The following is a 24,042-nucleotide window of genomic DNA, read 5'->3' on the forward strand; positions in this document are numbered from 1 at the left end:
GGGTGCTTTTGACCTCGTTACCACAATAGTAGTACTTGGAGTTATAGTGGCTGGTATCATAGTTCTACTCGCAGCGGCATTTTAAGTATGTGAAAAACCTAATAAACTTTGTATTAGACTTTTTTAGATTAAAAATACTTTATCATGCCGGTGCTTTGTCTTTTAGTTTTATAATGTCAATAGTACCCCTTATACTTGGGGCTGGTTTTTTTCTGCATATGTTTTTAGAAAATAAAATAGACAATTATATATATCACTTTAGCGCTGTGTTCCCAGATTTTACAAATAAAATAATAAAAGACATATCCTATTTAGAGCAAAAGAGGTTAAAAGCAGGTATTATAGGAGCTTTGGTATCTCTATATTTTTCTACTGGATTTATAAAAGATTTAGATTATGCCATAGCGTTGATGTGGGATAAAAAAGAGGCAAAACGCATAGAGGTTATGTATTTCTTGTACCTAATGTTTTTTGTTGTAGTATTTACTGGTGGTTCTGTTTATTTGTTTTATATAAGCTTGATGTTCAAACATCTTAATCTACCTTTGGAATTTACTAAAAATCTCAGCTATTTACTGTTTTTTACAGTATTTTTTTATTCTGTATATAGCATTTTTATACAAAGCAAGAATATTCGTAAAATTTATGTACTTGCAGTATCCGCTGTAGAATCCTTAGCTTTGTTGCTTTTAAAATATATAATAACAGTATACATATCACACTTACTTATTAAAAGCATAGTTTACGCATCGCTTTGGTTAATAATAGCTTTCTTGATATGGATAGATTGGTTAATGGCATCCTTGCTCTTGGGAGCCAGAGCTTTGTTTTATATTCATAAAAGCCTTGCAAACAATTTATATTAAAATATCTTAAATATATTCCGATATTTATATAGAGGTGTTATATGAGTAGGATAGAAGGAGATATCACTAGAAACGCTGGGCTAGATACTTCTATTGCAAAGAAAGATAAATTACAAAAACAAAGCAGTAGTGTTGTAAACGAAGAGGTTACACCCCAAGAAAACAGTGAGCAGGCTTACAAAGTAGAACTATCATCTATAGCTAAAAATATAAATTCAAACTCCGACGAAAATATAAAAGATATGTCAAAGAAGATTGAAGAGATAAAAGCCAAAATTGCTAATGGTTCTTATGAGATAGATACCAACAAAATAGTAGAAGGTTTGTTAAAATACTTTTAGTTAATATCCCAAGGGCGATTAGCTCAGTTGGGAGAGCGCCATCCTCACACGGTGGAGGTCGCAGGTTCGAGCCCTGTATCGCCCATTATTGGGAATCATTCGGATAATCTAAAACTCTTACATATGTTTCTGGTATATGAAAACCTTGTTTTTCTAGTTTAAATGTATCTATGCTATAATGTATAATCATACGCCTTACACCAAAAGCTACACCCGATGCTATCATAGAAGGCACAATAACCCTGTAGTCTCGTGTCATTTCAAAACTCATAACCACAGCGGTAATAGGAGCGCTTACCGTAGAACTTAGCATCGCTGCAATGCCAACTACACCAGACGATACCATATTAATTGGAATGTGTGGATCTATTTGCTTAGCTAAAAGCCCAACACCCCCACCCAACGTAGCACCCATAAAAATACCAGGAGAAAACACACCGCCAGAGCCGCCAGAGCCAAGAGAAACTCCAGTTAAGAGAAGCTTCATGAAGAATAAAAATATTAAAAACCAGGCATTTTTTATAGCTTGGTTTAGCACGTCTTGAACGGTAGCATAGCCTATGCCCTGTACGTAGTAATGTCCAGTAAAATGCATAAACATAACAGCACAAAAACCAACTATAGTCATACCGACAAAATGCCTTATGTAAGGGTTTTTAGAGATTTTTACAAAAACCGTCTCAGAATAATATATCCAATATACGTACATAGCCCCTCCTATACCAACCAAGATACCTAAAAGTATATAAAATGCTATAGCCTCAAGAGGTAGGGCCTGTAGAGAAGGTATTATAAATTTAGTATTTTCTACTATAAAAGAGGGTTTATTGCCCCACCAAAGTCTACCAACATAGCTTGCAACTCCAGCAGATATTATAGCTGGTATTATGGTTCTTACGCTAGCCTCTGGTGATATTACCTCCAAAGCATAAACCACACCTGCCAAAGGAGTGTTGAAAGCAGCCCCTATGCCACCACCAGCACCAGAAGCTATAAGTGTATATATCTGCCAGTATTCTAATTTAAATATTTGTCCTAGCGTGGAACCTATTACACCACCTATTTGTACTATCGGACCTTCTCTACCCACAGACCCACCAGCGCCAATTGATATCGAAGAAGCCAATATCCTTGCCCCTATTATCCTAGGCCTTAATTTACCTTTTCTATAGTAAATCGCATGTAAAACTTCTGGTGTCCCAAAACCCTTTGCTTCTATAGCGTAGTTTTGGACTATGTAAACTACTATCATACCGGCCAAAGGCGGTATAAACATCACAAACCAACCAAGGGGACTTGGTAAACTATGTTTATCGGCATTATAAAAAATATCTATCCTCTGATAAAAAAAAAGATTATGAAAGAATGCTATCATAGATCTAAAAACAATAGCACCTATACCACCCAACAACCCTGTTAGAAATGACAACAGCAACATGTGAATGGGCACTTCATGGTGTAATGTAATAAAATCCAAAAATTTTTCCCAATAGGTCTTTAGCTTTTCAACCATAAAAAATTATTTTACCATTTTAGTGTATAATAGTGATATGGAGAAATTATATTTTACCGATGTTAGCCTAAGAGACGGTATCCAGAGTCTTTTAGCCACGAGAGTACGAACAGAGGATATGCTTCCTGCGTTAGAAATTTTGGATAAATGCGGATTTTGGTCTTTGGAAGTTTGGGGCGGCGCTACATTTGATGTATGTCTTAGGTACCTAAAAGAAGATCCATGGGAACGTTTAAAACAATTTAAAAACATCACAAAAAATACTAAACTTGAAATGTTGTTAAGAGGTCAAAATATCGTAGGCTATAGGAATTATCCAGACGACGTTGTGGAGGCTTTTGTTAAAAAATCCTACGACAATGGAGTAGAAGTTTTTAGAATTTTTGACGCATTAAACGATGTTAGAAACATGAGAAAAGCCATAGAAACCGGCAAAAGCTTAAATGCTATAGTAAAAGGGGTATTATCGTATACAACAAGCCCAGTCCATACCGTCGAATACTACGTAAAAATAGCAAAAGATTTAGTAAATATGGGTATAGATATAATTTCTATAAAAGACCAATCTGGCATACTAACTCCAAAAATGGCTTTTGATTTGGTAAAAGCTCTAAAACAAGAATTTAAGCTTCCTATACATATACATACGCAGACCACTGCAGAACTTGCAAATATGTCTCAGCTTAAAGCTTTAGAAGCTGGAGCAACTATGTTTGATACGGCTTTTTATAGCTTATCATCTCAGACTTCCCATCCATCTGGAGAAACAATGATACATGTTTTTAAGGAATTTGGCTATCAAATAGATGTAGACCAAGCACTCTATGAAGAAGCTGGCAATGTTTTTAGAGAGGTTAGAAAAAAGTATAAAAAATACGACACACTGCCTCCTTATCCAGACGTATCCGTATTAACACACCAAGTACCTGGTGGTATGATTAGCAACTTTATAAGCCAGCTTAAAGAACAAAATTTAGAAGATAAATTGGAAGAAGTGTTGAAAGAGGTAGCTAGAGTTAGGGAAGACTTAGGGTATCCTCCTCTTGTGACGCCCACAAGCCAAATGGTGGGGTCTCAAGCTTTTCTAAATATAGTAAATAAAGAAAGATATAAGGTTGTCACTAAAGAAATAAAAGACTATGTGAAAGGTTTATATGGAAAACCACCAGCCCCTATCAAACCGGAAATTATGGAATTGATATTAAAAGACGAAAAAGATAAAGTCTATTTTGATATAAGACCAGCCGATCTTCTTCAAAACGAGTTAGATGAAATAAGAAAAGAAGCCTACGACGCAGGTGCAAGAAACGAAGAAGACGTACTTTCTTATGCTATATTACCAGTAGTAGCTAAAGAGTTTTTTGAATGGCGAGAAAAGTTTGAAAAAGGTTTGGTGCAGAAAGAAATAGAGTATACTTATAGCGATTGCAACGAAAATGTACCCGTGGAATTTAACGTAGCCGTACACGGTGAGCAGTTTAACATAAAAATAGTTGGCAGAGAAGGGATGTCAAAAGATAGAAAGCTCTTCTTCATAAGAATAAACGATCAATTAGAAGAGGTTACCATTGAGCCGATTAGAGAAATAACAGTTTCCCAACAAAAGTCCAGCAGCGTTGATATACCAGAAGGGACATCTGTAAAACCAAAAAGACCAAAAGCTCAAGACATAGGTGATATATCTTCAAACATTTCAGGTAAGGTTGTGGATATAAAGGTAAGTATAGGCGATAAGGTAAAAGAAGGTGATACGCTTTTAATAGTAGAAGCCATGAAGATGGAAAATGAGATAAAAAGCACCATAGACGGACAAGTAGAGGAAATTCTGGTAGAAATAGGAGAGGTTATAAATCCCGGTGAAGTGCTCATAAGGCTAAAACCAGAATTTGATGCTTAAAATAGCAATACCAAAAGGAAGACTGCTAGAAGAAGTATCGGAATTATTTCTTAGTAAAAGCCTGATACCTAGCAAAATTGAAGAAAGCAGAAAGCTGATAGTTGATATAGATTACTTCAGATTTTTAATAGTAAAACCATCGGATGTAGCGACATATGTAGAGCAAGGAGCGGCAGATATAGGAGTGGTGGGATTAGATGTGTTAAAAGAAGAACCAAAAGAGATATATGAAATTTTAGATTTGAAAAACATAGGTAAATGTAGTATGGTAGTGGCCGGAAAGCCAGAAAAACTTGGAGACTACAAAATACTTCATTTTACAAAAGTTGCTACAAAGTATGTAAATATAGCCAGGAGCTTCTTTGAAGGTAAAGACGTTTCTATAAACATTATAAAATTAAACGGTTCAGTAGAAATAGCTCCCATAATAGGACTAAGCGATTATATAGTTGATATAACTCAAACGGGGAAGACCTTAAAAGAAAATGGTCTCATAGTGATGGAAAAAATATTCGATTCACATGCAAAGATAATATGTAACAAAGTAGCTTTTAGAATAAAAAAATATGATATATTTAAAATATTGGATAAATTATCCGATATTTAGGTGTAGTGTATGGACATATTCTCTATTATAGGTTTTTTGGCTTTTGGTTCACTTTTGTTAGGAGCTTTTTTAGATGGGACTCATCTTGCAATTTTAATACAACCTCCTGCTTTTTTAATAGTAATACCATCTACTCTTTTAGGGGTGCTTGGTTCCGTACCAGCCGGCAAAATAGGCTATATAATAAAAGCTCTAAAAATGGTCTTTAGTGGAAGCATAGTAAACCCAGAAAAAACAAAAGAAGAGATATTAGAAATAGCTAGCAAGGCTCGTAAAGAGGGTATATTGAGTCTTGAGTCCAGTATAGACGAAATAAAAGACCCTCTTATAAAACGAGGTGTTGAGCTTATGGTGCTTGGCATGGAGGAAGAGTCAATAGTTTCTATATTAGAAGCAGAACTTACAAAAGAAGAGGAAGAGTTAAAAATAGGAGTAGAATATTGGAAAACTTGCTCAGAAACTTCACCTACTATGGGTCTAACCGGGGCTGTTTTTGGATTGATGCACGCCTTAACAGAACTCAACGATCCAAATAAATTAGCTGAAGGTATATCAACAGCCTTTGTGGCTACCATTTATGGTATTGCTAGCTCTTATCTTATTTTTGGACCATGGGGTAGAAAATCAAAGACAAAACTTGAAATGATAGTTATGGCTGGTTATATGACAATAGAGGGTATCAGGCTTATAGCAAAAGGTGAAAACCCAAGACTTATAGAAGAAAAGCTTAATGCTTATGCGTGACAAATATGGCTAAAAAACATAAATGTCCGGAAGAAGCCTCTGAAAGATGGGCTATACCATACGCTGATTTTTTAACACTTCTTTTAGCTCTTTTCATTTCTTTATATGCAATAATGAGAGGGTCTAAAGCTATACCAATATATGCAGAGGCTTTTGCAAAAGCTATGGGCATGAGAATACTCCCATTTGAGCAAACATTACCGTCACAAATATTACCACAACCAGCACTTCCAAAGATTCAATTAACCCAAAAGGGTCAATATATAAACATGCAATTGAAGAGAATAGAGCAAATGTTAAAAAAACAAGGCCTAGAAGGTAAGTTCAAAGTTAAACTTGTACCTCAGGGTATTAAACTTATACTTCAAGACACTGTACTATTTAAAAGCGGGAGCGCTGATATAGATCCTAAGTATTACTCATTGCTAGATTCTATATACAAAATAATTTCAAGCTTGCCAAATCCCATAGAAATAGATGGTTTTACCGACAACACTCCCATACATACACTTACATTTCCCTCAAACTGGGAACTATCTACCGATAGAGCGGCTTCCGTTGCTAAGTACTTCATATTTAAAGGTTTTGATCCATCAAAGATAAAGATAGCTGGGTATGGCAAGTATCACCCATTGGTGCCAAATACAACACCGCAAAATAAAGCTATGAACAGAAGGGTTGAAATAACCATATTGAATATAAAAGGAAGTGAGCTTACTACGCTCGCACAATATGAAAATCCAAACAACAAATGGGAGCAAATAGAAAGAAAATGGGGTATCATCCCAAATGCTCAAAATCCCAATAACCAATCTCAGTAAATTTTTGGTTTTTCATATATAATATTTATATGCTAAAGTACGATATAGTTATAATAGGCGGTGGCGGTGCTGGATTAATGGCTGCCATAGAAGCTTCTAAAGATAAAAACATAAAAATAGCAATTGTTTCTAAAGTTTTTCCAACAAGATCTCATACCGGTGCTGCTCAAGGTGGTATGAACGCCAGCATAGGAGTAGCTGATCCAAACGATTCACCAGAAAAACATGCTTTTGATACCACAAAAGGTGCCGATTTTTTAGCAGACCAGCAAGCTGTCTTGTTTATGTGCAAGAATGCCCCAGACATGATATACGAGTTAGATAGAATGGGTGTTCCATTTTCAAGGACAATCGACGGTAAAATAGCACAAAGACCTTTTGGGGGAGCATCTTTTCCAAGAACTGTTTATTCCGCAGATAGAACAGGTCACGTACTTCTACATACACTATTTGAACAGGCAATGTCAAAAGAAAATATAGACTTTTTCAACGAGTATTTTTTGCTCGATTTAGATATAGAAAATGAAAAAATAGAGGGTGTTGAGCTTTTAAACATAAAAGATTCAAGTGTATTGTATATAAAGACGAAGGTTTTAATATTAGCAGGTGGTGGCTTTGCAAGAATATATTGGCATAGAAGCACAAATGCCTCAGGCAACACAGGAGATCTGCAAGCTATAGCGCTTAGAAAAGGTATAGCTTTAAAAGATATAGAGTTTATCCAATTTCACCCAACGGGTCTTGCCAAAACTGGTATACTGCTTTCAGAAGCTTCAAGAGGAGAAGGTGGATACCTTTTAAATGTTAAAGGCGAAAGGTTTATGGAGAAATATTCTCCAAATAAAATGGAACTAGCTCCGAGAGATATAGTATCAAGATCGATAGAGCTTGAAATAAAGAGCGGGCTTGGTGTAGGAGAAGGAACATCTGCGTATGTGTATTTAGATTTAAGACATTTGGGAGAAGAAAAAATAAATGAACGATTACCTCAGGTAAGGCAATTAGCCATCGATTTTGAAGGCGTAGACCCTGTAAAAGCTCCTATACCTATAAGACCCACAGCTCATTATTGCATGGGTGGTATAGATGTTGTTGATTTTAAAAGCTCCCAAACCAGCGTAAAAGGACTTTTAGCTATAGGAGAGTGTGCTTGCGTATCAGTACATGGTGCAAACAGGTTAGGAGGTAATTCCCTTACTGAGCTTGTGGTGTTTGGCAAATATGCTGGTGAATATGCACGTGAATATGCAAAAGATTTCGATTTTTCAAATAGAAACCCTACAACAAAAGCTGAAGCTTATGTAAACTCTTTGATGCAAAGAGAAGGAAATGTTAAATTGTATGAGGTAAGAAATAAAATGGGGGAAATAACATGGTTTAACATGGGTATATTTAGGACAGAAAGCTCTTTGAAAGAAGCTTATAAAGAACTCACAAAACTATTGGATATGTGGCATTATATACCAGTCTCAGACAAATCGAGAATATTTAATACAAATCTTATTGAGCTTTTAGAGTTAAGAAATATGCTTGAATTATCAAGAGCGGTAGCTTTATGCGCTTTAAACAGAAGAGAATCAAGAGGTGGGCATTGGAGAGAAGATTACAAAGAAAGAGACGATGAGAATTTTTTAAAACATTCGCTGGTACAATATAAAAATGGTGAGCTTAGCTTAAGCTACAAAGAGGTAGATACAAGCATTTATAAACTGGAGGAGAGAAAGTACTGATGAAGAAAGTATTTTTATTTATATTGCTGTTAGTATCGCTTGGTTTTTCCCAAACTATATCAAAAATAGAAGTTGTTGGAAATAAGTATATACAGTCGGGTCTTGTTAAGGGATTCATGAAACTTCATCCAGGCATGCAATTTTCGCAAACCATGCTGGACGAAGACATAAAAAGATTATATGAAACTGGATATTTCAAAAATATAGCAGTAAAAGAAATAAAAAAGGACGATCATGTAAAACTTATATATATTGTACAAGATTTGCCAATTATATATCGTATAGAATTTAAAGGCAACAAAAGACTAAGCTCCAAGGATCTTGCCAAAAAGCTTGGCATAGAAACAGAGGTAGGAAAATTTGGTTTAAATCAAGCCACTAGAGGTTTAACGCCGTCTTCCAGCATAAATGAAAAGATAGAAATTATAAAACAATTCCAATTAGGAAAAGTCCTAAGCGAAGAACAAATCCACGAGCTTATAAACCGTATCAAAAAAGCCTATGAAGAAGCCGGATACTCTCATGTGGGTGTAACCTATAAGATAATACCCGTTAAAGGGGCATCAAGATTAGTATTTTACATAAAGGAAACAAAGCCTACCTATGTAGATGATATTCATTTTATAGGTAACAAGACTTTTAGCGACGGTAGACTTTTAGATCATATGAAAACGCAACCCTTTAGTCTATTAGCTTTTAGATGGCACCCCCCCTTCAACAAACATATACTCATGGATGATATAAAAAGACTGAAAAAATTTTATGAAAATGAAGGTTTTTTTGAAGTTCAAATAGACAAACCTATTATTAAAAAGCATGGACACTGGGTAAATATAACAATAAAAATACACGAAGGTTCGAGATATAAAATAGGCAAAATAGTTTTCAAAGGAAACAAAATGTATTCTGAAAGTGAGCTATTGGATAAGATAATACAACACAGAGATAGCAAGAGATATTATAAAAAATCTATAATAAAGCTTATAGAAAAAAGAATATTTGACAAATATGGCAAGACAGGTTTCATCAACGAATACACCAGCGTAAAAAAGGAAACAAATTTTAAAAATAAAACTGTTAACTTATTTTTTCATGTTTATGAAGGTGGTCCAGTATACGCTGGTAAAATCCATATACGAGGAAATTATGAAACGAGAGACTATGTTATAAGAAGAGAAATGAGGGTCCAAGAGTACGACCTTATCACAAGACACGAACTAAGTAGATCAAAGGACCGTATAATGAACTTAGGCTACTATGACAACGTACAAATAGTGCCTGTACCAAAACCAGATAATTTTGACGATATATATACAAAAATCCAAGAAAGGTATACAGGCCAGTTCTCAGTGGGTCTTGGCTACAACCAGGTAACTGGTCTAGCCGGATTTGCGTCCATTAGAAAAGGTAATTTCCTAGGTACTGGCGATATAGCCGGCATATCCTTATCTTACGGTGCAAACTACGAAAACGATTCAATAAGTTATACCCATAAATGGTTGTTTAACAAACCAATAGATGTAACTGGATCACTATACGATACAAAGATCTACTATATAGACTACACCGTTCAAAGAGTTGGCTTTGACTTAACCTTTACAAAAGAGTTTGGTGAATATTGGTATGCAAGCTTAGGCTCGAGCATACAAAAAGTAACATATTCTGATATATCATCTTCGACTCCGCCGGTAATCCAATCACAAGCAGGCACTTGGCAAGCAAGAAAGTTAATATTTTCGGTTTCTCACAACACCACAAACTACTATTTATTCCCTTCAAAGGGATCTATTCAATCTTTAACATACACAATCGCTTTACCGGTGCTTGGTGGTAGTGAAAAATTCCAAAAAATAGTGCTTTCAAACGCAAACTTTATAAAAGACCATATATTCTATACTGGTACAATATTCTCGGCAAGAGAGACTATTGGTTGGGCTCAAGCATATTCCAATTCGGTTGTACCTTTAGACGATGAGTTCTTTGTAGGTGGTGACTATACGATAAGAGGTTATAGCTATGGTTACGCTGGTCCTCTTGACTCAGCAGATGAACCAATAGGTGCTACAAGGGAAATTGTACTAAACTTTGAAGCAGATTATCCTTTATACAAAAATATTTTTTACGTAGATGCCTTTTACGATACTGGTAGAGGTGCAGATTCTTGGTCTGGTCTAAGACCAAGCAAATGGCTTGGAAGCTATGGTGTAGGTATAAGATTTATAACCTCTTATGCGCCAGTGAGACTCGACCTTGCTTTTAAAACAAAGCCGGTTCCAGGAGATACCGCAAGAGAAAAAATATCTTTTGTGCTTGGATCGTTTTTCTAAGATATTATACGCCCTGGGCAGGAGTCGAACCCGCAACCTTGGGATCCGTAGTCCCATGCTCTATCCAATTGAGCTACCAGGGCTAATAACATATTATAGCATATTAAAAGCCAAAAACAGGTATAATATATAACCATGGATATACAGAAACAATTGGAGATTATACAAAAAGGGACTGTAGAAATTATAGAGAAAGAAGAGCTTATAGAAAAGTTAAAAAAGGGGAAGCCGCTTGTAGTAAAAGCAGGTTTTGACCCTACAGCAAAAGATTTGCATTTAGGGCACACGGTTTTGCTTCAAAAATTAAGAGACTTTCAAAATTTAGGGCATGAAATAATATTTTTAATAGGTGATTTTACAGCAATGATAGGAGACCCAACCGGCAGAAACGAAACAAGACCCCCTCTTTCTAAAGAAGAAGTTTTAGAAAATGCAAAAACATATCAAGAGCAAGTTTTTAAGATTTTAGATAAAGATAAAACAAAAATTTTATACAACAGCGAGTGGCTATCCACTATGACAACAAAAGATATAGTCAACCTTGCTTCAAAATATACAGTAGCAAGAATGTTAGAGCGTGATGATTTTCAAAAGCGCTATAAAGAAGGCTCTCCTATACACATTCATGAGTTTTTATATCCACTTTTTCAAGGATACGACTCTGTAATACTAAAAGCAGATATAGAAATAGGAGGGTCTGATCAAAAGTTTAATTTGCTTGTAGGAAGGGAACTTCAAAAGGATTACGGCTTAGAAAAACAAGTTTGTATTACTATGCCGCTTTTAGTGGGAATAGACGGTGTAAAGAAGATGTCAAAAAGCTATGGAAACTATATAGCACTAAAGGATGATCCTAAGGATATGTTTGGAAAAATTATGAGTATATCTGATGAACTTATGTACGACTATTATACTTTACTCACCGATAAGACCCCAGATGAGATAGAAAAGATAAAAGCGATGCATCCTATGGAAGCTAAAAAGCAGCTTGCATACATCATTGTATCAAGATTTCATTCAGAGGAAAAGGCCAAAGAAGCAAAGGAATTTTTTGAATCTACTTTTTCTCAAAAAGAGTTTCCGAAGGACGCACCAGTATTTAGCTTTTCTGATAAAGATTCTTTAAAAGCTTACGAACTTATAGTAAAGATAGGTTTTGCAACATCAAACAACGAAGCAAGAAGGATAATATCTGGTGGAGGATTGAGAATAAACGGAGAAAAGATAACAGATCCAAACAAAGAAATAGTTGTTGAAAATGAGCTAAGAGTACAAGTAGGTAAAAAACATTTTGCAATAATCAAAAAAGCATGATAAACATAGAAGATTTTATAAACAAACAAGAGTCAATATGCGTAGTAGGGCTTGGATATGTAGGGCTTCCATTGGCTGTAACGTTTGCAAAACACTTTAACGTAATAGGTTTTGATATAAACCAAATAAGGATAAACGAACTAAAATTAGGTATAGACAGAACAAAGGAAACCACTTCTGAAGAACTTCTAAATAGCAACATACTTTTTACGGACAACGAAGAGTATATAAAAAAATGTAAATTTATTATCATCACAGTACCAACGCCTATAGATAAACACAAAGTACCAGACCTAAAACCTATATTTAGTGCATCTGTTATAGTTGGTAGAAATTTACAAAAAGACAGTATAGTGGTGTATGAATCTACAGTATATCCTGGTCTAACGGAAGAAGAATGTGTACCTATTTTAGAAAAAGAATCAGGGCTTAAATGGAAAAAAGATTTCTTTGTGGGCTATTCACCAGAACGCATAAATCCTGGTGATAAAATACATAGGTTTGAAAATATAGTAAAAGTAGTTTCTGGAGACAGCGAATATAGCCTTAACATAATAAGTGGAATATACTCTAAGGTTGTAAAAGCTGGAATATTTAAAGCAAAATCTATAAAAGTTGCAGAAGCCGCTAAAGTTATAGAAAATACTCAACGAGATATAAACATTGCACTTATGAACGAACTATCGATGATCTTTCATAAAATGGGTATAGATACAAAGGATGTGTTAGAAGCCGCTGCTACCAAATGGAACTTTCTCAAATTTGAACCAGGTTTAGTAGGAGGACACTGTATCAGCGTAGACCCTTACTATCTAACATTCAAGGCTCAAGAGTTAGGCCACCATCCAGAGGTAATTCTTTCTGGTAGAAGAGTAAACGACGACATGCCAAACTTTGTAGTGCAAAACGTTTTAAAGCTTTTAATAAAAGCAAAAAAACAGATAGAATCCTCAAAAATAATCATATTTGGGCTCTCTTTTAAAGAAAACATTCCAGACATAAGAAACTCAAAAGTAGTAGATATATACAACGAACTTAAAGATTTTGGTATAAATACATACATATACGACCCGTACGTATACAGGGATGAAGTTTTTAAAGAATATGGTATAGAACTTTTACAAGACCCTTACGAAGAGGCACCTTACGATGCTGTAATTGTAGCGGTAAAACACAACGCTTTTGGGGAATACGATATAAGATTTTACGAAAATATTACTAAAAGCCCAAAAATTTTGATAGACATAAAAAACTTATACAACAAAGATGTTTTCTTAAAAAATGGCTTTCTTTATTGGAGCTTATAATGAAAGACATAAGAGCAAGAGCACGAGAAATAGCATTTAGAAGCCTTTACGCTTGGGATATAAGTGGAGGAGAAATATCTATTATATCTCAAGAAATTATAAACATGAGCAAACCGCCACTTAAAAAAGATAGCCAAAAATACACGCTACTAATAACGAAAAAGTTTGGAGAGAATATAGAAAATATAGACAAGAAAATAGCCTCTTATCTTGAAAACTGGAATCTTGATGATTTAGGTAGCATAGAAAAGGCTATTTTAAGAACTGCTTTTACAGAACTTCTTTACATAAAACCTAAAAAAAACATACAAGCCATAATAGATTATATAGAAATTGCAAGCAACTACGGTAATAAAAAAACGCCTTCTTTTATAAATGGTATTCTCTCCAAGCTATCAAAAGATATCTACAATGTATAAGCTGCTTCTCACAAGAGAAGAAGAGAAAAACTTAGAATCTAAAAAAATATTCTCTTCTTACAATATAAATACTATCAGCTTACCTATGATAGAAACAATACCCAAAGAGTTTGAGTTAAAAGACTTTGACTTTGATTGTATAATCTTTAGCAGCAGAAAAGCTGTAGAAATATTTTTTAAAAATTTACATATTTGCAAAAATGCAAAAATTAATGTATATATTGTAGGAGAAAAAACTAAAGAGTATTTCTTGGGATTTTACAACACAAAAAACTTAATTGCTAGAGATTCAATAAAAGAAATACTACCTATAGTAAACTGTAAAACTCTTTGGATAAGGACAGACTTCGAGCTTCCAGAAGATATAAAAAATATGGTAAAAAACAAAGATATTTTCATATTAGAAGCCTACAAAACTAAGCATAAGATTTACGAATTAAGAAAAGTACTAGAGACTCTTAAGGCAGTAAATGGAGTATTTTTTGCTAGTCCTTCAGCTTTTTTAGGGCTTTTAAAAAATTTGCAAAATTACAAATATATTTTAAACGAAAAAGACATATTTGCTATAGGAAACACTACGGCAGATGCTATAAAAAATGAAGGATTTCAAGTGACTTACGTCCCCCAGAAACCAAGCGTAGAATCTATAGCAAAATATATATCATCTATTGGCACATAATTTGCTCATATAATTTTATATGAGAAACGAATGCTTTTTGCAAAATACCATATCTGATTCTTTTACAATAGAGGGCATAGGCATACACTCAGGTGCAATATCGAAGGTAAAGTTCCACCCAGCAGAAGAAAATACAGGCATAATCTTTATGAGGAATGCTTATAAAGTAAAAGCTCATGTAGAAAATGTAGTAGATACTTCAAATTCAACATCTATAGGAAACGGCATAGCAACTTTTAGAACCATAGAACATATAATGGCAGCCTTATATTTAGCAGATATAGACAATATAATAGTGGAGTTTGTAAATTCTGAAGAATCCCCTATTATGGATGGTAGCGCTTGTGAATTTTTTAAGCTTTTAGAAAAATACAAAGTGGCTCAAGATACTCCTAAATATTTTGGCCATCTTTCAAATATTGTAAGAGTTTCAGATGGCGACAAATATATAATGGCAAAACCACAAAAAAGTTTATCTATTATATTTGAAGGATTTTTTGGAAATTTTCTGAAGCATCAAATTTATAATTACAACTCCGAATTGGAAAAACCACACATAGATAGAAAGCTCATAAGCGCTAGAACGTTTTGTCATATAGAAGACATAGAAAAACTTAGAAAGTTAGGCCTTGGGAAAGGTGGCTCTTTAGAAAATAACATAGTCCTTACAGATACAGGTGTGTTAAATAAAGAGGGGCTAAGGCACTCTCATGAGCCTGTAAGCCATAAAGTCCTAGACTTAATAGGAGATTTATATTTAACTGGTGTAAGATTTTCAGCAAACATATATTCTTACATGGGTGGACATAGATTAAACATTGAATTTGTAAAAGAAGCCATAAAACATATAAAAGTATCTGAACATCTATTAGAAACAACAAAAACAGCTTCATAAAACACTTTTAGATAATCACATAAATTTCATGATATACTAATATAATATTGCGTGGAGGTAATTATGAATATTGAATTTAAAAAAGCTAAACTTTTTAAGCCAAGTTTGTTGCTTGCAGTAGCTATCTTTGGCATCGGTTTAGGTGCTTGTAGTAAACTTCAAACTACAAAATGCCCATCTAACAACACTATAGTTGCAAACGTAGAGCATTTTACACCGCCTGGAGCAAAAGTCCAAGTAGTAGCAGAAAAACCTTTAAAACAAATAAAAGGTCTTTGTGAAGTAGTTATAAAAATAAACGATGGACCACCAAATGTAATATATACGGATCCAAAAGGAAACTATTTTATAGCTGGTCAGCTTCTAAACGCTATTACAAAGCAAAATCTTACACAAGAAACTATGAACCAGTTTTTAAAAGTAAGCAAAAATGAAGAATCAGGACTAAATCAGTATGTAGCTTTTAGTTATTACAAAGGGAAATCTTATTTCGGCACAAATCCACCACCAGCAGACAAATACATATATCTAATCACTGATCCTAAGTGCCCATTCTGCCATGAGGCGGAACCTCTCATACAAAAATGGGCAGATAAAAATGGCGTAGAAGTAAGAGTTATACTTTTCCCGCTACCAATACATCCAGGGGCTTTCCAATCCGCTGTAGGGCTTTGGTGCAACAAAAAAGGATGGAACAGCCTACACGCTGCTTACAACGCAAAAGCACCGCTATCTCAATGTCCAGAAGGAGATGCTTTTATCAAAAACTCTATGCAAGAAGCTATGAAACTTGGAGTGCAAGGCACACCCACTATTATAGGCATGGATGGTAAAATGCACCCAGGAGCCCCAAGTAGTGAAAAACAGTTAGACCAATGGTTAGGTAAATAAATCATTTTATTTTTAGGCTTTTTACAGTGTGAATATTTTAATAGCTAGTGAAAAGTATAAAGAACTAAGATATCCTAAAAACCATCCCTTGAGGGTGCCTAGGGTTTCCCTTATGATAAATTACCTTAAGGCACTTGGTTTTGATGTTGATTATCTAGAAGGAAGGGATGCGTCTATAGAAGAGTTGCTTATTTTCCACACAAAAGATTATATAGACGCTCTTATAGAAGCAGATAGAATGATGAAAGCAACCAATTATATAAGAGAAAAATATGCCATAGGAACTATAGAAAATCCTGTATCAGCGGGCATGTGGAAAGGATCTTTATTGGCAACTGGCTCTAGCGTCCAAGCCGTAGAATTTTATATTAAAAACTATAAAACAGAGAATGAAATTGTAGCATTTAATCCAGCAGGTGGAATGCATCACGCAATGAAATCACGGGCAAACGGTTTTTGTTTTTTAAACGATCCAGTTATAAGCATATTGCATCTACAAAAACATGGTTTTAAGAAGATAATGTATATAGATTTAGATGCTCATCATCCAGATGGTGTTCAAGAAGCTTTTTATAACAGCGCCGATGTGTTTTTAATAAGCTTGCATCAATCTCCAGAGTATGCTTTTCCTTTCCATGTTGGATATGCAGATGAACTAGGAGAAGGTGAAGGTTTTGGTTTTAATATGAATATACCTCTTCCAAAGGAGATTAACGATAACGATTTCTTGCATGCTTTAGAAAAAGCCATTGAAATAGCCACAAAAAAATTTACCCCGGATGTTTTTGTAGTGCAAATGGGTGTTGATGCTGTAAAAGAAGATTATCTATCGAAATTCAATCTATCAAACAACATTTATATAAAAGCAATAGATATTATAAAACAATACACAAAAAAATTTATATTGCTTGGAGGCGGTGGATACAATCCAATAAGCCTTGCCAGAGCATGGTCTTTAATATGGCTTCATTTAGAAGGTATCGATGTAAAATCTATAAAAGTTACAAAAGAAGCAAAAATGCTTTTAGAATCTATAGATTATGAAGATTTTGACGAGATCATGGAACCACAAATATATACCAGCATACTCGATGAACCACGAGGGGGAGATATTACCATAAAAGAATATCTTGAAAAAATATTTTCTTTGCATAAATTTAATATATGATGGTATAATCATATGGTTATATCACTAATTTATATTATTTTTGGAGGTATGTATGGAAACAATGGAAAAGCCTAAGAGCACCATAGATCAGAAAATAAAGTTTCTGAAAAGCGTTAGCATGTTTGAGAATATGTCTAACGACGAAATAAAAGAAGTAGCAAGTCTTCTAAATATGAGAGAATATAGAAAAAACGAATATATATTCTTTGAAGAGGAATCTGAACCTGGACTTTTTATATTGATGGATGGTATAGTTAAGCTCATAAAAGAAACCCAGGACGGCCGTACAATTATAGTAAGGCTCGTATTTCCAAAAGATACCTTTGGATGGATTGAGTGGGGTGGGTCAAATATAAAGTCAAAAATAAAAACTACATACACAGCTCAATCTATGACAGAATCATCTGTTTTATACCTTTCAAACCAAGACTTTATAAATTTAGCTATCAAGTATCCAGCTTTTGCTGTAAAAGTAACTTGTGACGCTACCCATAATCTTTTATACGCTTACGATATATTAAAATCCATAGCTTCTGGCAGAGTAGAAGAGCGCATAGCAAGAGTGATATTAGATCTGGCAAAGTCCGTAGGTGAAGAAAAAGAAGGTGGTAAAATATCAATAGAAATACCTATAACCCGTCAAGATATAGCAGAAATGACAGGTACTACCGTAGAAACAGCCATACGTATTATGAGTAAATGGAAAAAAGAAGGCATAATACATACGGAAAGAGGCTATATAGAGATACTTAAGAAAAGAGAATTAGAAAGGCTCATGATATAAGCTAAATATTATAAGGGTAAAACATTGGAAGGTCACGTACTAATAGTTAGTTTTGGGTCTCAATATGTACAGCTTATAGCTAGAAAAGTAAGAGAATTAGGAGTTTATAGCGAGATAGTTTTACCAGATATAGACATTGAGGAGATAATTACAAAAAAACCATGCGCATTGATATTTTCTGGAGGTCCATACTCGGTATACGAGAAAAATGCACCAAAGCTTGACAAGAAGATTTATGAGCTTGGAATACCCGTATTGGGAATATGCTACGGGCATCAGCTAATAGCCTATGAGTTTGGTGGAATAGTGGAAAAATCAGATAAACATGAGTACGGTAAGGCATACTTAGACTTTAAACCTAACATTTTTTTCAAAAATATACCACAGCATACCGTAGTTTGGATGAGTCATGCGGATAAGGTATCCACATTGCCAAAGGATTTTGAGTCTATAGGCTTTTCGGATAACTCGGAAAATGCAGTTATAAAACATAATCATTTTCCAATATACGGTGTACAGTTTCATTTGGAGGTTTATCATACCGAATACGGTAAAGAGATGTTGTCAAATTTCTTGTTCGATATAGCAAAATGCCACCAAAACTGGAATATGAAAAGCTTCAAAGAGCATAAAATAGAAGAGATAAGAGTGACAGTTGGGAATAAAAAGGTAATATGCGCTATTTCTGGTGGTGTAGATTCTGCCGTAGCTGCTGTTTTAACCCACAAAGCTATAGGTGATAAACTAACGTGTATTTTTGTAGATCATGGGCTTCTTAGAAAAAACGAGTCAAAGGAAGTAATATCAAATCTTACCAAACTTGGTCTTAATATAGTGGCGCTTGATAGAAGCAATTTATTTTTAGAAAAGCTTAAAAATGTTGAAGATCCAGAACAAAAAAGAAAAATCATAGGAAACACTTTTATAGAGATTTTTGAAGAAGAAGCCAAAAAATACAACGCAGAGTTTTTGCTTCAGGGCACACTTTATCCAGATCTTGTTGAAAGCGCCGGCATTCATGGGTCAGCCAAGATAAAGTCTCATCACAACGTTGGAGGGCTCCCAGAAAAAATGAATCTAAAACTTTTGGAACCGTTAAGAGAGCTTTTCAAAGACGAAGTAAGAGCCTTAGGCTTAGAGCTTGATCTTCCAAAAGACATGGTATATAGACATCCGTTTCCTGGCCCAGGACTCGCGATAAGAATAATAGGAGATGTAAAAGAAGAAGATTTAAATATACTAAGAGAAGCCGATGCCATTTTTATAGAAGAGTTGAAAAAATGGAATTTATACGATAAGACATGGCAAGCTTCTGCTGTGCTTTTACCAATAAAATCTGTGGGTGTAATGGGAGACAATAGAACATACGGCAAGGTTTTAGCTTTAAGAGCGGTAGACAGTCAAGATGGAATGACCGCAGAACCATCGAAGCTTCCTTATGAATTTTTAGAGCATGTGATGAGGAGAATAATACAAGAAGTAAAAGGTATTAATAGAGTGGTTTACGATATATCTTCAAAACCACCAGCCACAATAGAGTGGGAATAGTGTTATGAGACTGGGCGTAAATATAGATCATGTTGCTACCATCAGAGAAGCGAGAAAAACCTTCGAACCATCTGTATTAGAAGCTGCTTTTATAGCAAAAAGAGCTGGCGCTCACCAAATCACAATGCATTTAAGAGAAGATAGAAGACACATAAAAGATGAAGATGTAAGACTGGTGAGGACTTCGGTGGAAATTCCACTGAACCTTGAAATGGCACCTACGCAAGAAATAAAAACTATCGCATTAGAAATAAAGCCTCAAAGAGTTACGCTTGTACCAGAAAAAAGACAAGAAGTAACCACCGAAGGAGGGCTAGACATATTATCAAACGCAGATTATTTAAAGAACTATATAAAGGATTTTAAAGAAAATCAGATAGAGGTGTCTTTTTTTATAGACCCAGACCTTGGGCAAGTAGAAGCATCGAAATTTACGGGCGCAGATGCAATAGAACTGCATACTGGAAGATTTGCAGAGAGTTTTCATAAGAGAGATTTTAGGCTTTTAGAAGAAGAAAAAAATAGGCTAAGAAAAGCTGCAACCTTAGCAAGAGAACTAGGTTTGAATGTTTACGCAGGGCACGGCATCACTTATCAAAATATACATCTTATATTGGATTTAAAAGGGCTTATAGAAGAGCTTAACATAGGACATTCTATAATATCAAATGCGGTGCTGTTTGGCTTGGAGAAAGCGATCACAAAAATGCTTGGTATAATATCATGAGCGATTATTCTAAAAAGAGGGATTTTTCAAAAACACCAGAACCTCGATGGAGTGTAATAGAAAGCCACGAATCTATATTTGTAATACAAGAACATCATGCTTCTCATCTACATTGGGATTTTAGGTTGGCTTTAGATGGTGTATTAAAATCTTGGGCAATACCAAAAGAACCACCTATAGAAAGCGGTGTCAAAAGACTTGCCATACAAACAGAAGATCATCCTTTGGAATATGCGAACTTTGAAGGTGTGATACCAGAAGGCCAGTATGGAGCTGGTGTAGTAAAAATTTGGGATAAAGGTACCTTTGAGCTTTTAGAACGAACAGATAAAAAATACGATTTTATACTAAATGGCAACAAATTAAAAGGTAAGTATCATCTTATAAAATTTCCCAAAGGTGGTGATAATGCTTGGTTGTTTTTTAAATCAGATTAATATGTTGCTATATAAATAAAAATGATTTATTATAATAATTATGCCGATAGATAAATTGACAAAAGCTCAAAAAGCTGCGGTACTTATGATGGCTTTACCTCCAGAGGTATCTGTAGAAATAATGAAAGAATTAGACGAATCGGAGCTCCAAGATATATTTTTAAATATGAATACTATTCAAGGCATTACTCTTCAGGATGTAGAGGAGATAGCTAAAGAATTTTTACAAGATTATCAAGAAACAACAATAGTATCACCAGATACTGAGCAGCTCTTAGAGTTTGCAAGAAGAGTTTTACCGCCAGAAAAATTTGCCAAGATATATGAATTTGTAAGTAGCTCTACTATTATAAAGAGTTTCCAAGAATTAGAAAAAGTAGATATTAAAGTTTTAGCTTCTTTGTTGGCAAAAGAGCATCCTCAAACTATAGCCGTTGTATTATCCCAATTAAGTCCAATGAGAGCGGCCGATGTGTTGCAGTATTTACCAGAGAATATAGCTGTGGAAGTAACAAAGAGACTTGCAACATTGGAAAATATATCTCCAGAGTTTTTAGGAGAGCTTATAGAAAACCTGGCCGAAGAGATAAGGGGAATAGGTTTAAGCGGATTCTCTCAAAAAACAAATGGGCTTGTATTAGCTGCAGAAGTACTAAACTTGCTTGATAAAAAAATCACCGATAAGATTTTAAACAAAATAGAACAAGAGGATAAGTATTTAGCAGAACGCATAAAAGATAAAATGTTTGTATTTGAAGACATAGAAAAATTAGGCAATAGAGACATAGTGGAGATATTAAAAGCAGTAAATAAAAATACACTTATGGTTGCCTTAAAAGGAGCTTCTGATGCAATAAAAGGAAAATTCTTCTCAAATATGTCTAATAAAGCGGCTACTATAATGAAGGAAGATATGGAAGCCATGGGTCCGGTAAGAGTCTCTGAAGTAGAAAAAGCTCAAAAAGAGATTATAGCCGTTATCAAAAAGTTGGCAGATGAAGGCAAGATAGATTTGACTGGTGGTGCTTCTTATGAATGATCACTTTGAAGCAATACAAAACATTACGTTTGAAATTCAAAACAAAGAGTCTTCACCAAACAAAACGTCAGAAACATCTGTTAACAAAGTTTTAGAGCTTATAAAAAAAGAAACACAAGCTAAAATACTACAATACAGAAAAACTGTAGAGCAATTAGAACAACAAATAACGTTAAAAGATCAAGAGATTAAACGTCTTTTGGAAAAACACAAAAAGACTGAAGAAGAAATCGAGACTATTAAAAAAGAACTAGAAAACATTGAACAAGAAAAAAATGCTTTAATAGCCGAAAAAGAACAATTGAAAGCTACCATAGAACAAATAAAGGAAAACGAAGCTAAGGAAGAAGCCTATAAAAATGCCGTTTTACAAAGTTTAGAAACTATCAAAAATACCATAATTCAAAGGGAGCAACTAACCATAGAAGAGATAAGCACATTGATATCAACTATACTAAGTAGCTTATACGCAAAATGTAGTATAGATTTAGACTCTATAATAAAAAAAATTTTAGAGGATAGTAATATATTTAAACATTTCATTGTGGTAAAAGCCAACAAAACATTTATAGAAACTTTTCAAAAATATATAAAAAATCTAAACAATGTAGAAATTAAATTTATAGAGGAAAACCTAGAAAACGGCGAATTTCAGATAGAAACAGAGGACTTTATTTTGGAAAGATTTAACAAGGATTTATTAAAAGATGTTGTTGAAAAGGCCCTACAAAATATACGGTAAAATAACTAAAGTAAGCGGGGTTTACATAGAAGCTTCCAACTATAGTTCTGGTGTCGGGGATGAAGTAACGATAGACGGTGATTTCAAAGGTGAGATTATAGGCTTTGACAAGGAAAATGCAATTATAATGTGTTTTGACAGTAACGTTAGCGTAAAACCAGGCACTAAAGTGCTATATACCGAAGAACCTGTATCTACATATGTATCAGAAGAATTTTTAGGCAAAGTGTTAGATCCTTTTGGAAACATAATACATAGCGACAACACTAAAAGCGTAAAATCGTTAAAAAAATTACCTTTAAGCTTAGAAAACCACTCTCCTATGGAAAGAAAAAAAATATCAAAAATATTTGATTCTGGTGTAAGGACCATAAACGCGTTAACAACCATTGGTATAGGACAAAGAATCGGTGTATTTGCTGGAGCAGGTGTTGGAAAAACTACCACGCTTGGAATGATAATGAAGCATAGTTATTCCGATGTAGTAGTGCTAGCGCTTATAGGAGAGCGTGGAAGAGAAGTTAGAGAATATGTAGAGGATATACTAGGAGAGGCTTTTGAAAAATCGGTAGTTATCGTATCTACATCGGACCAAACACCTATAATGAAAGTAAAAGGAGCTATAAGCGCTTTGGTACATGCTAGATTTTTTGCTAGCAAAGGTTACAATGTTTTGCTTGTAATGGATTCTCTAACAAGACTTGCAATGGCCCAAAGAGAAATAGGGCTCTCGGTAGGAGAACCACCAACGTTAAAAGGATATACACCATCTGTATTTCTAACGATGTCTAAAATAATAGAAGGATGTGGGCTCGTTGGAGACTATGGTATCACTGGAATATTTAGTGTACTGGTAGAAGGTGACGATACTTCACTAGATCCTATAGCCGACAGCGCCATGAGTTTTTTGGATGGACACATACTTTTATCCCGCAAAATAGCAGATTCTGGCATCTATCCAGCTATAGATCCACTTAAAAGTATAAGCCGTATAATGCCGAATATAGTCTCAGATGAGCACTGGGACTACGTGCTTAAGTTTAAACAAATTCTATCTGAATATTATTCGATGGAAGACATCATAAAAGTAGGACTTTATAGGAAAGGATCTAACCCCACCATAGATAAAGTTTTAGAGCGTAAATCCGATATAGATAATTTTTTTATGCAAAATCCAAAAACTGGCATAAATTATAATAATAGCTTACAAGAGTTAAAAGAGCTTGTAAGCAAAATAAGTTAGGAG

23 protein-coding genes and 2 tRNA genes are annotated in these 24,042 nt (G+C 34.5%); 23 read left to right on the top strand and 2 right to left on the bottom strand.

Annotation, left to right across the window (positions count from 1 at the left end; translation table 11 throughout):
- Nucleotides 1-89 precede the first annotated feature (89 nt).
- The 3 genes from HY04AAS1_RS03145 (at nucleotide 90) to HY04AAS1_RS03155 (ending at nucleotide 1,292) form a co-directional block, all read left to right on the top strand.
- The gene (locus tag HY04AAS1_RS03145) at nucleotides 90-866 is read left to right on the top strand and encodes a YhjD/YihY/BrkB family envelope integrity protein (RefSeq protein WP_012513671.1); all 777 of its coding nucleotides are present in this window, start codon (nucleotides 90-92) and stop codon (nucleotides 864-866) included.
- Nucleotides 867-907: 41 nt separating this feature from the next.
- The gene (flgM, locus tag HY04AAS1_RS03150; protein ID WP_012513672.1) at nucleotides 908-1,207 is read left to right on the top strand and encodes a flagellar biosynthesis anti-sigma factor FlgM; all 300 of its coding nucleotides are present in this window, start codon (nucleotides 908-910) and stop codon (nucleotides 1,205-1,207) included.
- A gap of 12 nt (nucleotides 1,208-1,219) precedes the next feature.
- Nucleotides 1,220-1,292 (top strand) — tRNA-Val (locus tag HY04AAS1_RS03155).
- Here the strand turns inward: HY04AAS1_RS03155 and HY04AAS1_RS03160 are convergent.
- Nucleotides 1,293-2,720 (bottom strand): chloride channel protein, encoded by a 1,428-nt coding sequence (locus HY04AAS1_RS03160; protein ID WP_012513673.1) that lies wholly within the window; start codon nucleotides 2,718-2,720, stop codon nucleotides 1,293-1,295.
- Between the two features lie 37 nt (nucleotides 2,721-2,757).
- Here HY04AAS1_RS03160 and oadA point away from each other — a divergent pair, with 37 nt between their 5' ends.
- Genes oadA through bamA form a run of 6 tightly spaced genes read left to right on the top strand, consistent with a single transcriptional unit; the run spans nucleotide 2,758 to nucleotide 10,846 of the window.
- Nucleotides 2,758-4,617 carry a sodium-extruding oxaloacetate decarboxylase subunit alpha gene (gene oadA / locus HY04AAS1_RS03165; RefSeq protein ID WP_012513674.1) on the top strand — a complete coding sequence of 620 codons (1,860 nt, stop codon included), beginning with the start codon at nucleotides 2,758-2,760 and terminating at the stop codon, nucleotides 4,615-4,617.
- Nucleotides 4,610-5,224, top strand: a complete 615-nt coding sequence (gene hisG / locus HY04AAS1_RS03170) for an ATP phosphoribosyltransferase (protein WP_012513675.1) — start codon at nucleotides 4,610-4,612, stop codon at nucleotides 5,222-5,224. The genes oadA and hisG overlap by 8 nt, the downstream gene beginning before the upstream one ends.
- A gap of 9 nt (nucleotides 5,225-5,233) precedes the next feature.
- Nucleotides 5,234-5,968, top strand: coding sequence for a MotA/TolQ/ExbB proton channel family protein (locus HY04AAS1_RS03175; RefSeq protein WP_012513676.1), 735 nt, complete (start codon nucleotides 5,234-5,236; stop codon nucleotides 5,966-5,968).
- A gap of 5 nt (nucleotides 5,969-5,973) precedes the next feature.
- Nucleotides 5,974-6,789 carry a flagellar motor protein MotB gene (locus HY04AAS1_RS03180; RefSeq protein ID WP_012513677.1) on the top strand — a complete coding sequence of 272 codons (816 nt, stop codon included), beginning with the start codon at nucleotides 5,974-5,976 and terminating at the stop codon, nucleotides 6,787-6,789.
- Between the two features lie 29 nt (nucleotides 6,790-6,818).
- Nucleotides 6,819-8,519 carry an FAD-dependent oxidoreductase gene (locus tag HY04AAS1_RS03185; RefSeq protein ID WP_012513678.1) on the top strand — a complete coding sequence of 567 codons (1,701 nt, stop codon included), beginning with the start codon at nucleotides 6,819-6,821 and terminating at the stop codon, nucleotides 8,517-8,519.
- Nucleotides 8,519-10,846, top strand: a complete 2,328-nt coding sequence (bamA, locus tag HY04AAS1_RS03190; protein ID WP_012513679.1) for an outer membrane protein assembly factor BamA — start codon at nucleotides 8,519-8,521, stop codon at nucleotides 10,844-10,846. Before HY04AAS1_RS03185 ends, bamA begins: the two co-directional genes overlap by 1 nt.
- A 9-nt stretch (nucleotides 10,847-10,855) precedes the next feature.
- On the opposite strand, the gene HY04AAS1_RS03195 is transcribed toward bamA, so the two are convergent.
- Nucleotides 10,856-10,929, bottom strand: a tRNA-Arg gene (locus tag HY04AAS1_RS03195).
- A gap of 52 nt (nucleotides 10,930-10,981) precedes the next feature.
- Between HY04AAS1_RS03195 and tyrS the strand changes: the two genes are divergently transcribed.
- The 14 genes from tyrS to HY04AAS1_RS03265 all read left to right on the top strand — a co-directional run bounded on the left by tyrS (nucleotide 10,982) and on the right by HY04AAS1_RS03265 (nucleotide 24,039).
- Complete coding sequence (gene tyrS, locus HY04AAS1_RS03200) at nucleotides 10,982-12,160, top strand: tyrosine--tRNA ligase (RefSeq protein WP_012513680.1); 1,179 nt, start codon at nucleotides 10,982-10,984, stop codon at nucleotides 12,158-12,160.
- Nucleotides 12,157-13,467 carry a nucleotide sugar dehydrogenase gene (locus HY04AAS1_RS03205; RefSeq protein WP_012513681.1) on the top strand — a complete coding sequence of 437 codons (1,311 nt, stop codon included), beginning with the start codon at nucleotides 12,157-12,159 and terminating at the stop codon, nucleotides 13,465-13,467. The genes tyrS and HY04AAS1_RS03205 overlap by 4 nt, the downstream gene beginning before the upstream one ends.
- Complete coding sequence (gene nusB / locus HY04AAS1_RS03210) at nucleotides 13,467-13,886, top strand: transcription antitermination factor NusB (RefSeq protein WP_012513682.1); 420 nt, start codon at nucleotides 13,467-13,469, stop codon at nucleotides 13,884-13,886. Before HY04AAS1_RS03205 ends, nusB begins: the two co-directional genes overlap by 1 nt.
- A complete protein-coding gene (locus HY04AAS1_RS03215; protein ID WP_012513683.1) occupies nucleotides 13,879-14,565 on the top strand; it encodes a uroporphyrinogen-III synthase in 687 nt (228 codons plus the stop codon). The genes nusB and HY04AAS1_RS03215 overlap by 8 nt, the downstream gene beginning before the upstream one ends.
- A gap of 19 nt (nucleotides 14,566-14,584) precedes the next feature.
- On the top strand, nucleotides 14,585-15,460 hold the full coding sequence (lpxC, locus tag HY04AAS1_RS03220) for a UDP-3-O-acyl-N-acetylglucosamine deacetylase (RefSeq protein WP_012513684.1): 876 nt from the start codon (nucleotides 14,585-14,587) through the stop codon (nucleotides 15,458-15,460).
- Nucleotides 15,461-15,523: 63 nt separating this feature from the next.
- Complete coding sequence (locus HY04AAS1_RS03225; RefSeq protein ID WP_012513685.1) at nucleotides 15,524-16,351, top strand: DsbC family protein; 828 nt, start codon at nucleotides 15,524-15,526, stop codon at nucleotides 16,349-16,351.
- A 28-nt stretch (nucleotides 16,352-16,379) separates the two neighbouring features.
- Nucleotides 16,380-17,519: an acetoin utilization protein AcuC gene (locus tag HY04AAS1_RS03230; protein ID WP_012513686.1), complete on the top strand. Its 1,140-nt coding sequence runs from the start codon at nucleotides 16,380-16,382 to the stop codon at nucleotides 17,517-17,519.
- Nucleotides 17,520-17,571: 52 nt separating this feature from the next.
- On the top strand, nucleotides 17,572-18,303 hold the full coding sequence (locus HY04AAS1_RS03235; protein WP_012513687.1) for a Crp/Fnr family transcriptional regulator: 732 nt from the start codon (nucleotides 17,572-17,574) through the stop codon (nucleotides 18,301-18,303).
- A gap of 24 nt (nucleotides 18,304-18,327) precedes the next feature.
- On the top strand, nucleotides 18,328-19,851 hold the full coding sequence (guaA, locus tag HY04AAS1_RS03240; protein WP_012513688.1) for a glutamine-hydrolyzing GMP synthase: 1,524 nt from the start codon (nucleotides 18,328-18,330) through the stop codon (nucleotides 19,849-19,851).
- 4 nt (nucleotides 19,852-19,855) lie between these two features.
- Nucleotides 19,856-20,578: a pyridoxine 5'-phosphate synthase gene (locus HY04AAS1_RS03245; RefSeq protein ID WP_012513689.1), complete on the top strand. Its 723-nt coding sequence runs from the start codon at nucleotides 19,856-19,858 to the stop codon at nucleotides 20,576-20,578.
- Entirely contained in the window at nucleotides 20,575-21,015 is a 441-nt protein-coding gene (locus tag HY04AAS1_RS03250; protein ID WP_012513690.1) for a DNA polymerase ligase N-terminal domain-containing protein, read from the top strand. The genes HY04AAS1_RS03245 and HY04AAS1_RS03250 overlap by 4 nt, the downstream gene beginning before the upstream one ends.
- Nucleotides 21,016-21,055: 40 nt before the next feature.
- Nucleotides 21,056-22,054, top strand: coding sequence for a flagellar motor switch protein FliG (gene fliG / locus HY04AAS1_RS03255; RefSeq protein ID WP_012513691.1), 999 nt, complete (start codon nucleotides 21,056-21,058; stop codon nucleotides 22,052-22,054).
- The gene (locus HY04AAS1_RS03260) at nucleotides 22,047-22,796 is read left to right on the top strand and encodes a hypothetical protein (protein ID WP_012513692.1); all 750 of its coding nucleotides are present in this window, start codon (nucleotides 22,047-22,049) and stop codon (nucleotides 22,794-22,796) included. The genes fliG and HY04AAS1_RS03260 overlap by 8 nt, the downstream gene beginning before the upstream one ends.
- Nucleotides 22,762-24,039: a FliI/YscN family ATPase gene (locus HY04AAS1_RS03265; RefSeq protein WP_012513693.1), complete on the top strand. Its 1,278-nt coding sequence runs from the start codon at nucleotides 22,762-22,764 to the stop codon at nucleotides 24,037-24,039. Before HY04AAS1_RS03260 ends, HY04AAS1_RS03265 begins: the two co-directional genes overlap by 35 nt.
- Nucleotides 24,040-24,042 lie beyond the last annotated feature (3 nt).

It is taken from the genome of Hydrogenobaculum sp. Y04AAS1, assembly GCF_000020785.1.
Classification (GTDB): domain Bacteria; phylum Aquificota; class Aquificia; order Aquificales; family Aquificaceae; genus Hydrogenobaculum.

Coding starts and splice junctions, on each gene's coding strand:
- HY04AAS1_RS03235 (WP_012513687.1), top strand. CDS start 17,572: ATGGAAACAATGGAAAAGCCTAAGAGCACCATAGATCAGAAAATAAAG.
- tyrS (WP_012513680.1), top strand. CDS start 10,982: ATGGATATACAGAAACAATTGGAGATTATACAAAAAGGGACTGTAGAA.
- HY04AAS1_RS03265 (WP_012513693.1), top strand. CDS start 22,762: ATGTTGTTGAAAAGGCCCTACAAAATATACGGTAAAATAACTAAAGTA.
- HY04AAS1_RS03260 (WP_012513692.1), top strand. CDS start 22,047: ATGAATGATCACTTTGAAGCAATACAAAACATTACGTTTGAAATTCAA.
- bamA (WP_012513679.1), top strand. CDS start 8,519: ATGAAGAAAGTATTTTTATTTATATTGCTGTTAGTATCGCTTGGTTTT.
- HY04AAS1_RS03175 (WP_012513676.1), top strand. CDS start 5,234: ATGGACATATTCTCTATTATAGGTTTTTTGGCTTTTGGTTCACTTTTG.
- HY04AAS1_RS03215 (WP_012513683.1), top strand. CDS start 13,879: ATGTATAAGCTGCTTCTCACAAGAGAAGAAGAGAAAAACTTAGAATCT.
- hisG (WP_012513675.1), top strand. CDS start 4,610: ATGCTTAAAATAGCAATACCAAAAGGAAGACTGCTAGAAGAAGTATCG.
- HY04AAS1_RS03250 (WP_012513690.1), top strand. CDS start 20,575: ATGAGCGATTATTCTAAAAAGAGGGATTTTTCAAAAACACCAGAACCT.
- HY04AAS1_RS03205 (WP_012513681.1), top strand. CDS start 12,157: ATGATAAACATAGAAGATTTTATAAACAAACAAGAGTCAATATGCGTA.
- HY04AAS1_RS03180 (WP_012513677.1), top strand. CDS start 5,974: ATGGCTAAAAAACATAAATGTCCGGAAGAAGCCTCTGAAAGATGGGCT.
- HY04AAS1_RS03225 (WP_012513685.1), top strand. CDS start 15,524: ATGAATATTGAATTTAAAAAAGCTAAACTTTTTAAGCCAAGTTTGTTG.
- oadA (WP_012513674.1), top strand. CDS start 2,758: ATGGAGAAATTATATTTTACCGATGTTAGCCTAAGAGACGGTATCCAG.
- HY04AAS1_RS03245 (WP_012513689.1), top strand. CDS start 19,856: ATGAGACTGGGCGTAAATATAGATCATGTTGCTACCATCAGAGAAGCG.
- lpxC (WP_012513684.1), top strand. CDS start 14,585: ATGAGAAACGAATGCTTTTTGCAAAATACCATATCTGATTCTTTTACA.
- flgM (WP_012513672.1), top strand. CDS start 908: ATGAGTAGGATAGAAGGAGATATCACTAGAAACGCTGGGCTAGATACT.
- nusB (WP_012513682.1), top strand. CDS start 13,467: ATGAAAGACATAAGAGCAAGAGCACGAGAAATAGCATTTAGAAGCCTT.
- HY04AAS1_RS03160 (WP_012513673.1), bottom strand. CDS start 2,720: ATGGTTGAAAAGCTAAAGACCTATTGGGAAAAATTTTTGGATTTTATT.
- fliG (WP_012513691.1), top strand. CDS start 21,056: ATGCCGATAGATAAATTGACAAAAGCTCAAAAAGCTGCGGTACTTATG.
- HY04AAS1_RS03185 (WP_012513678.1), top strand. CDS start 6,819: ATGCTAAAGTACGATATAGTTATAATAGGCGGTGGCGGTGCTGGATTA.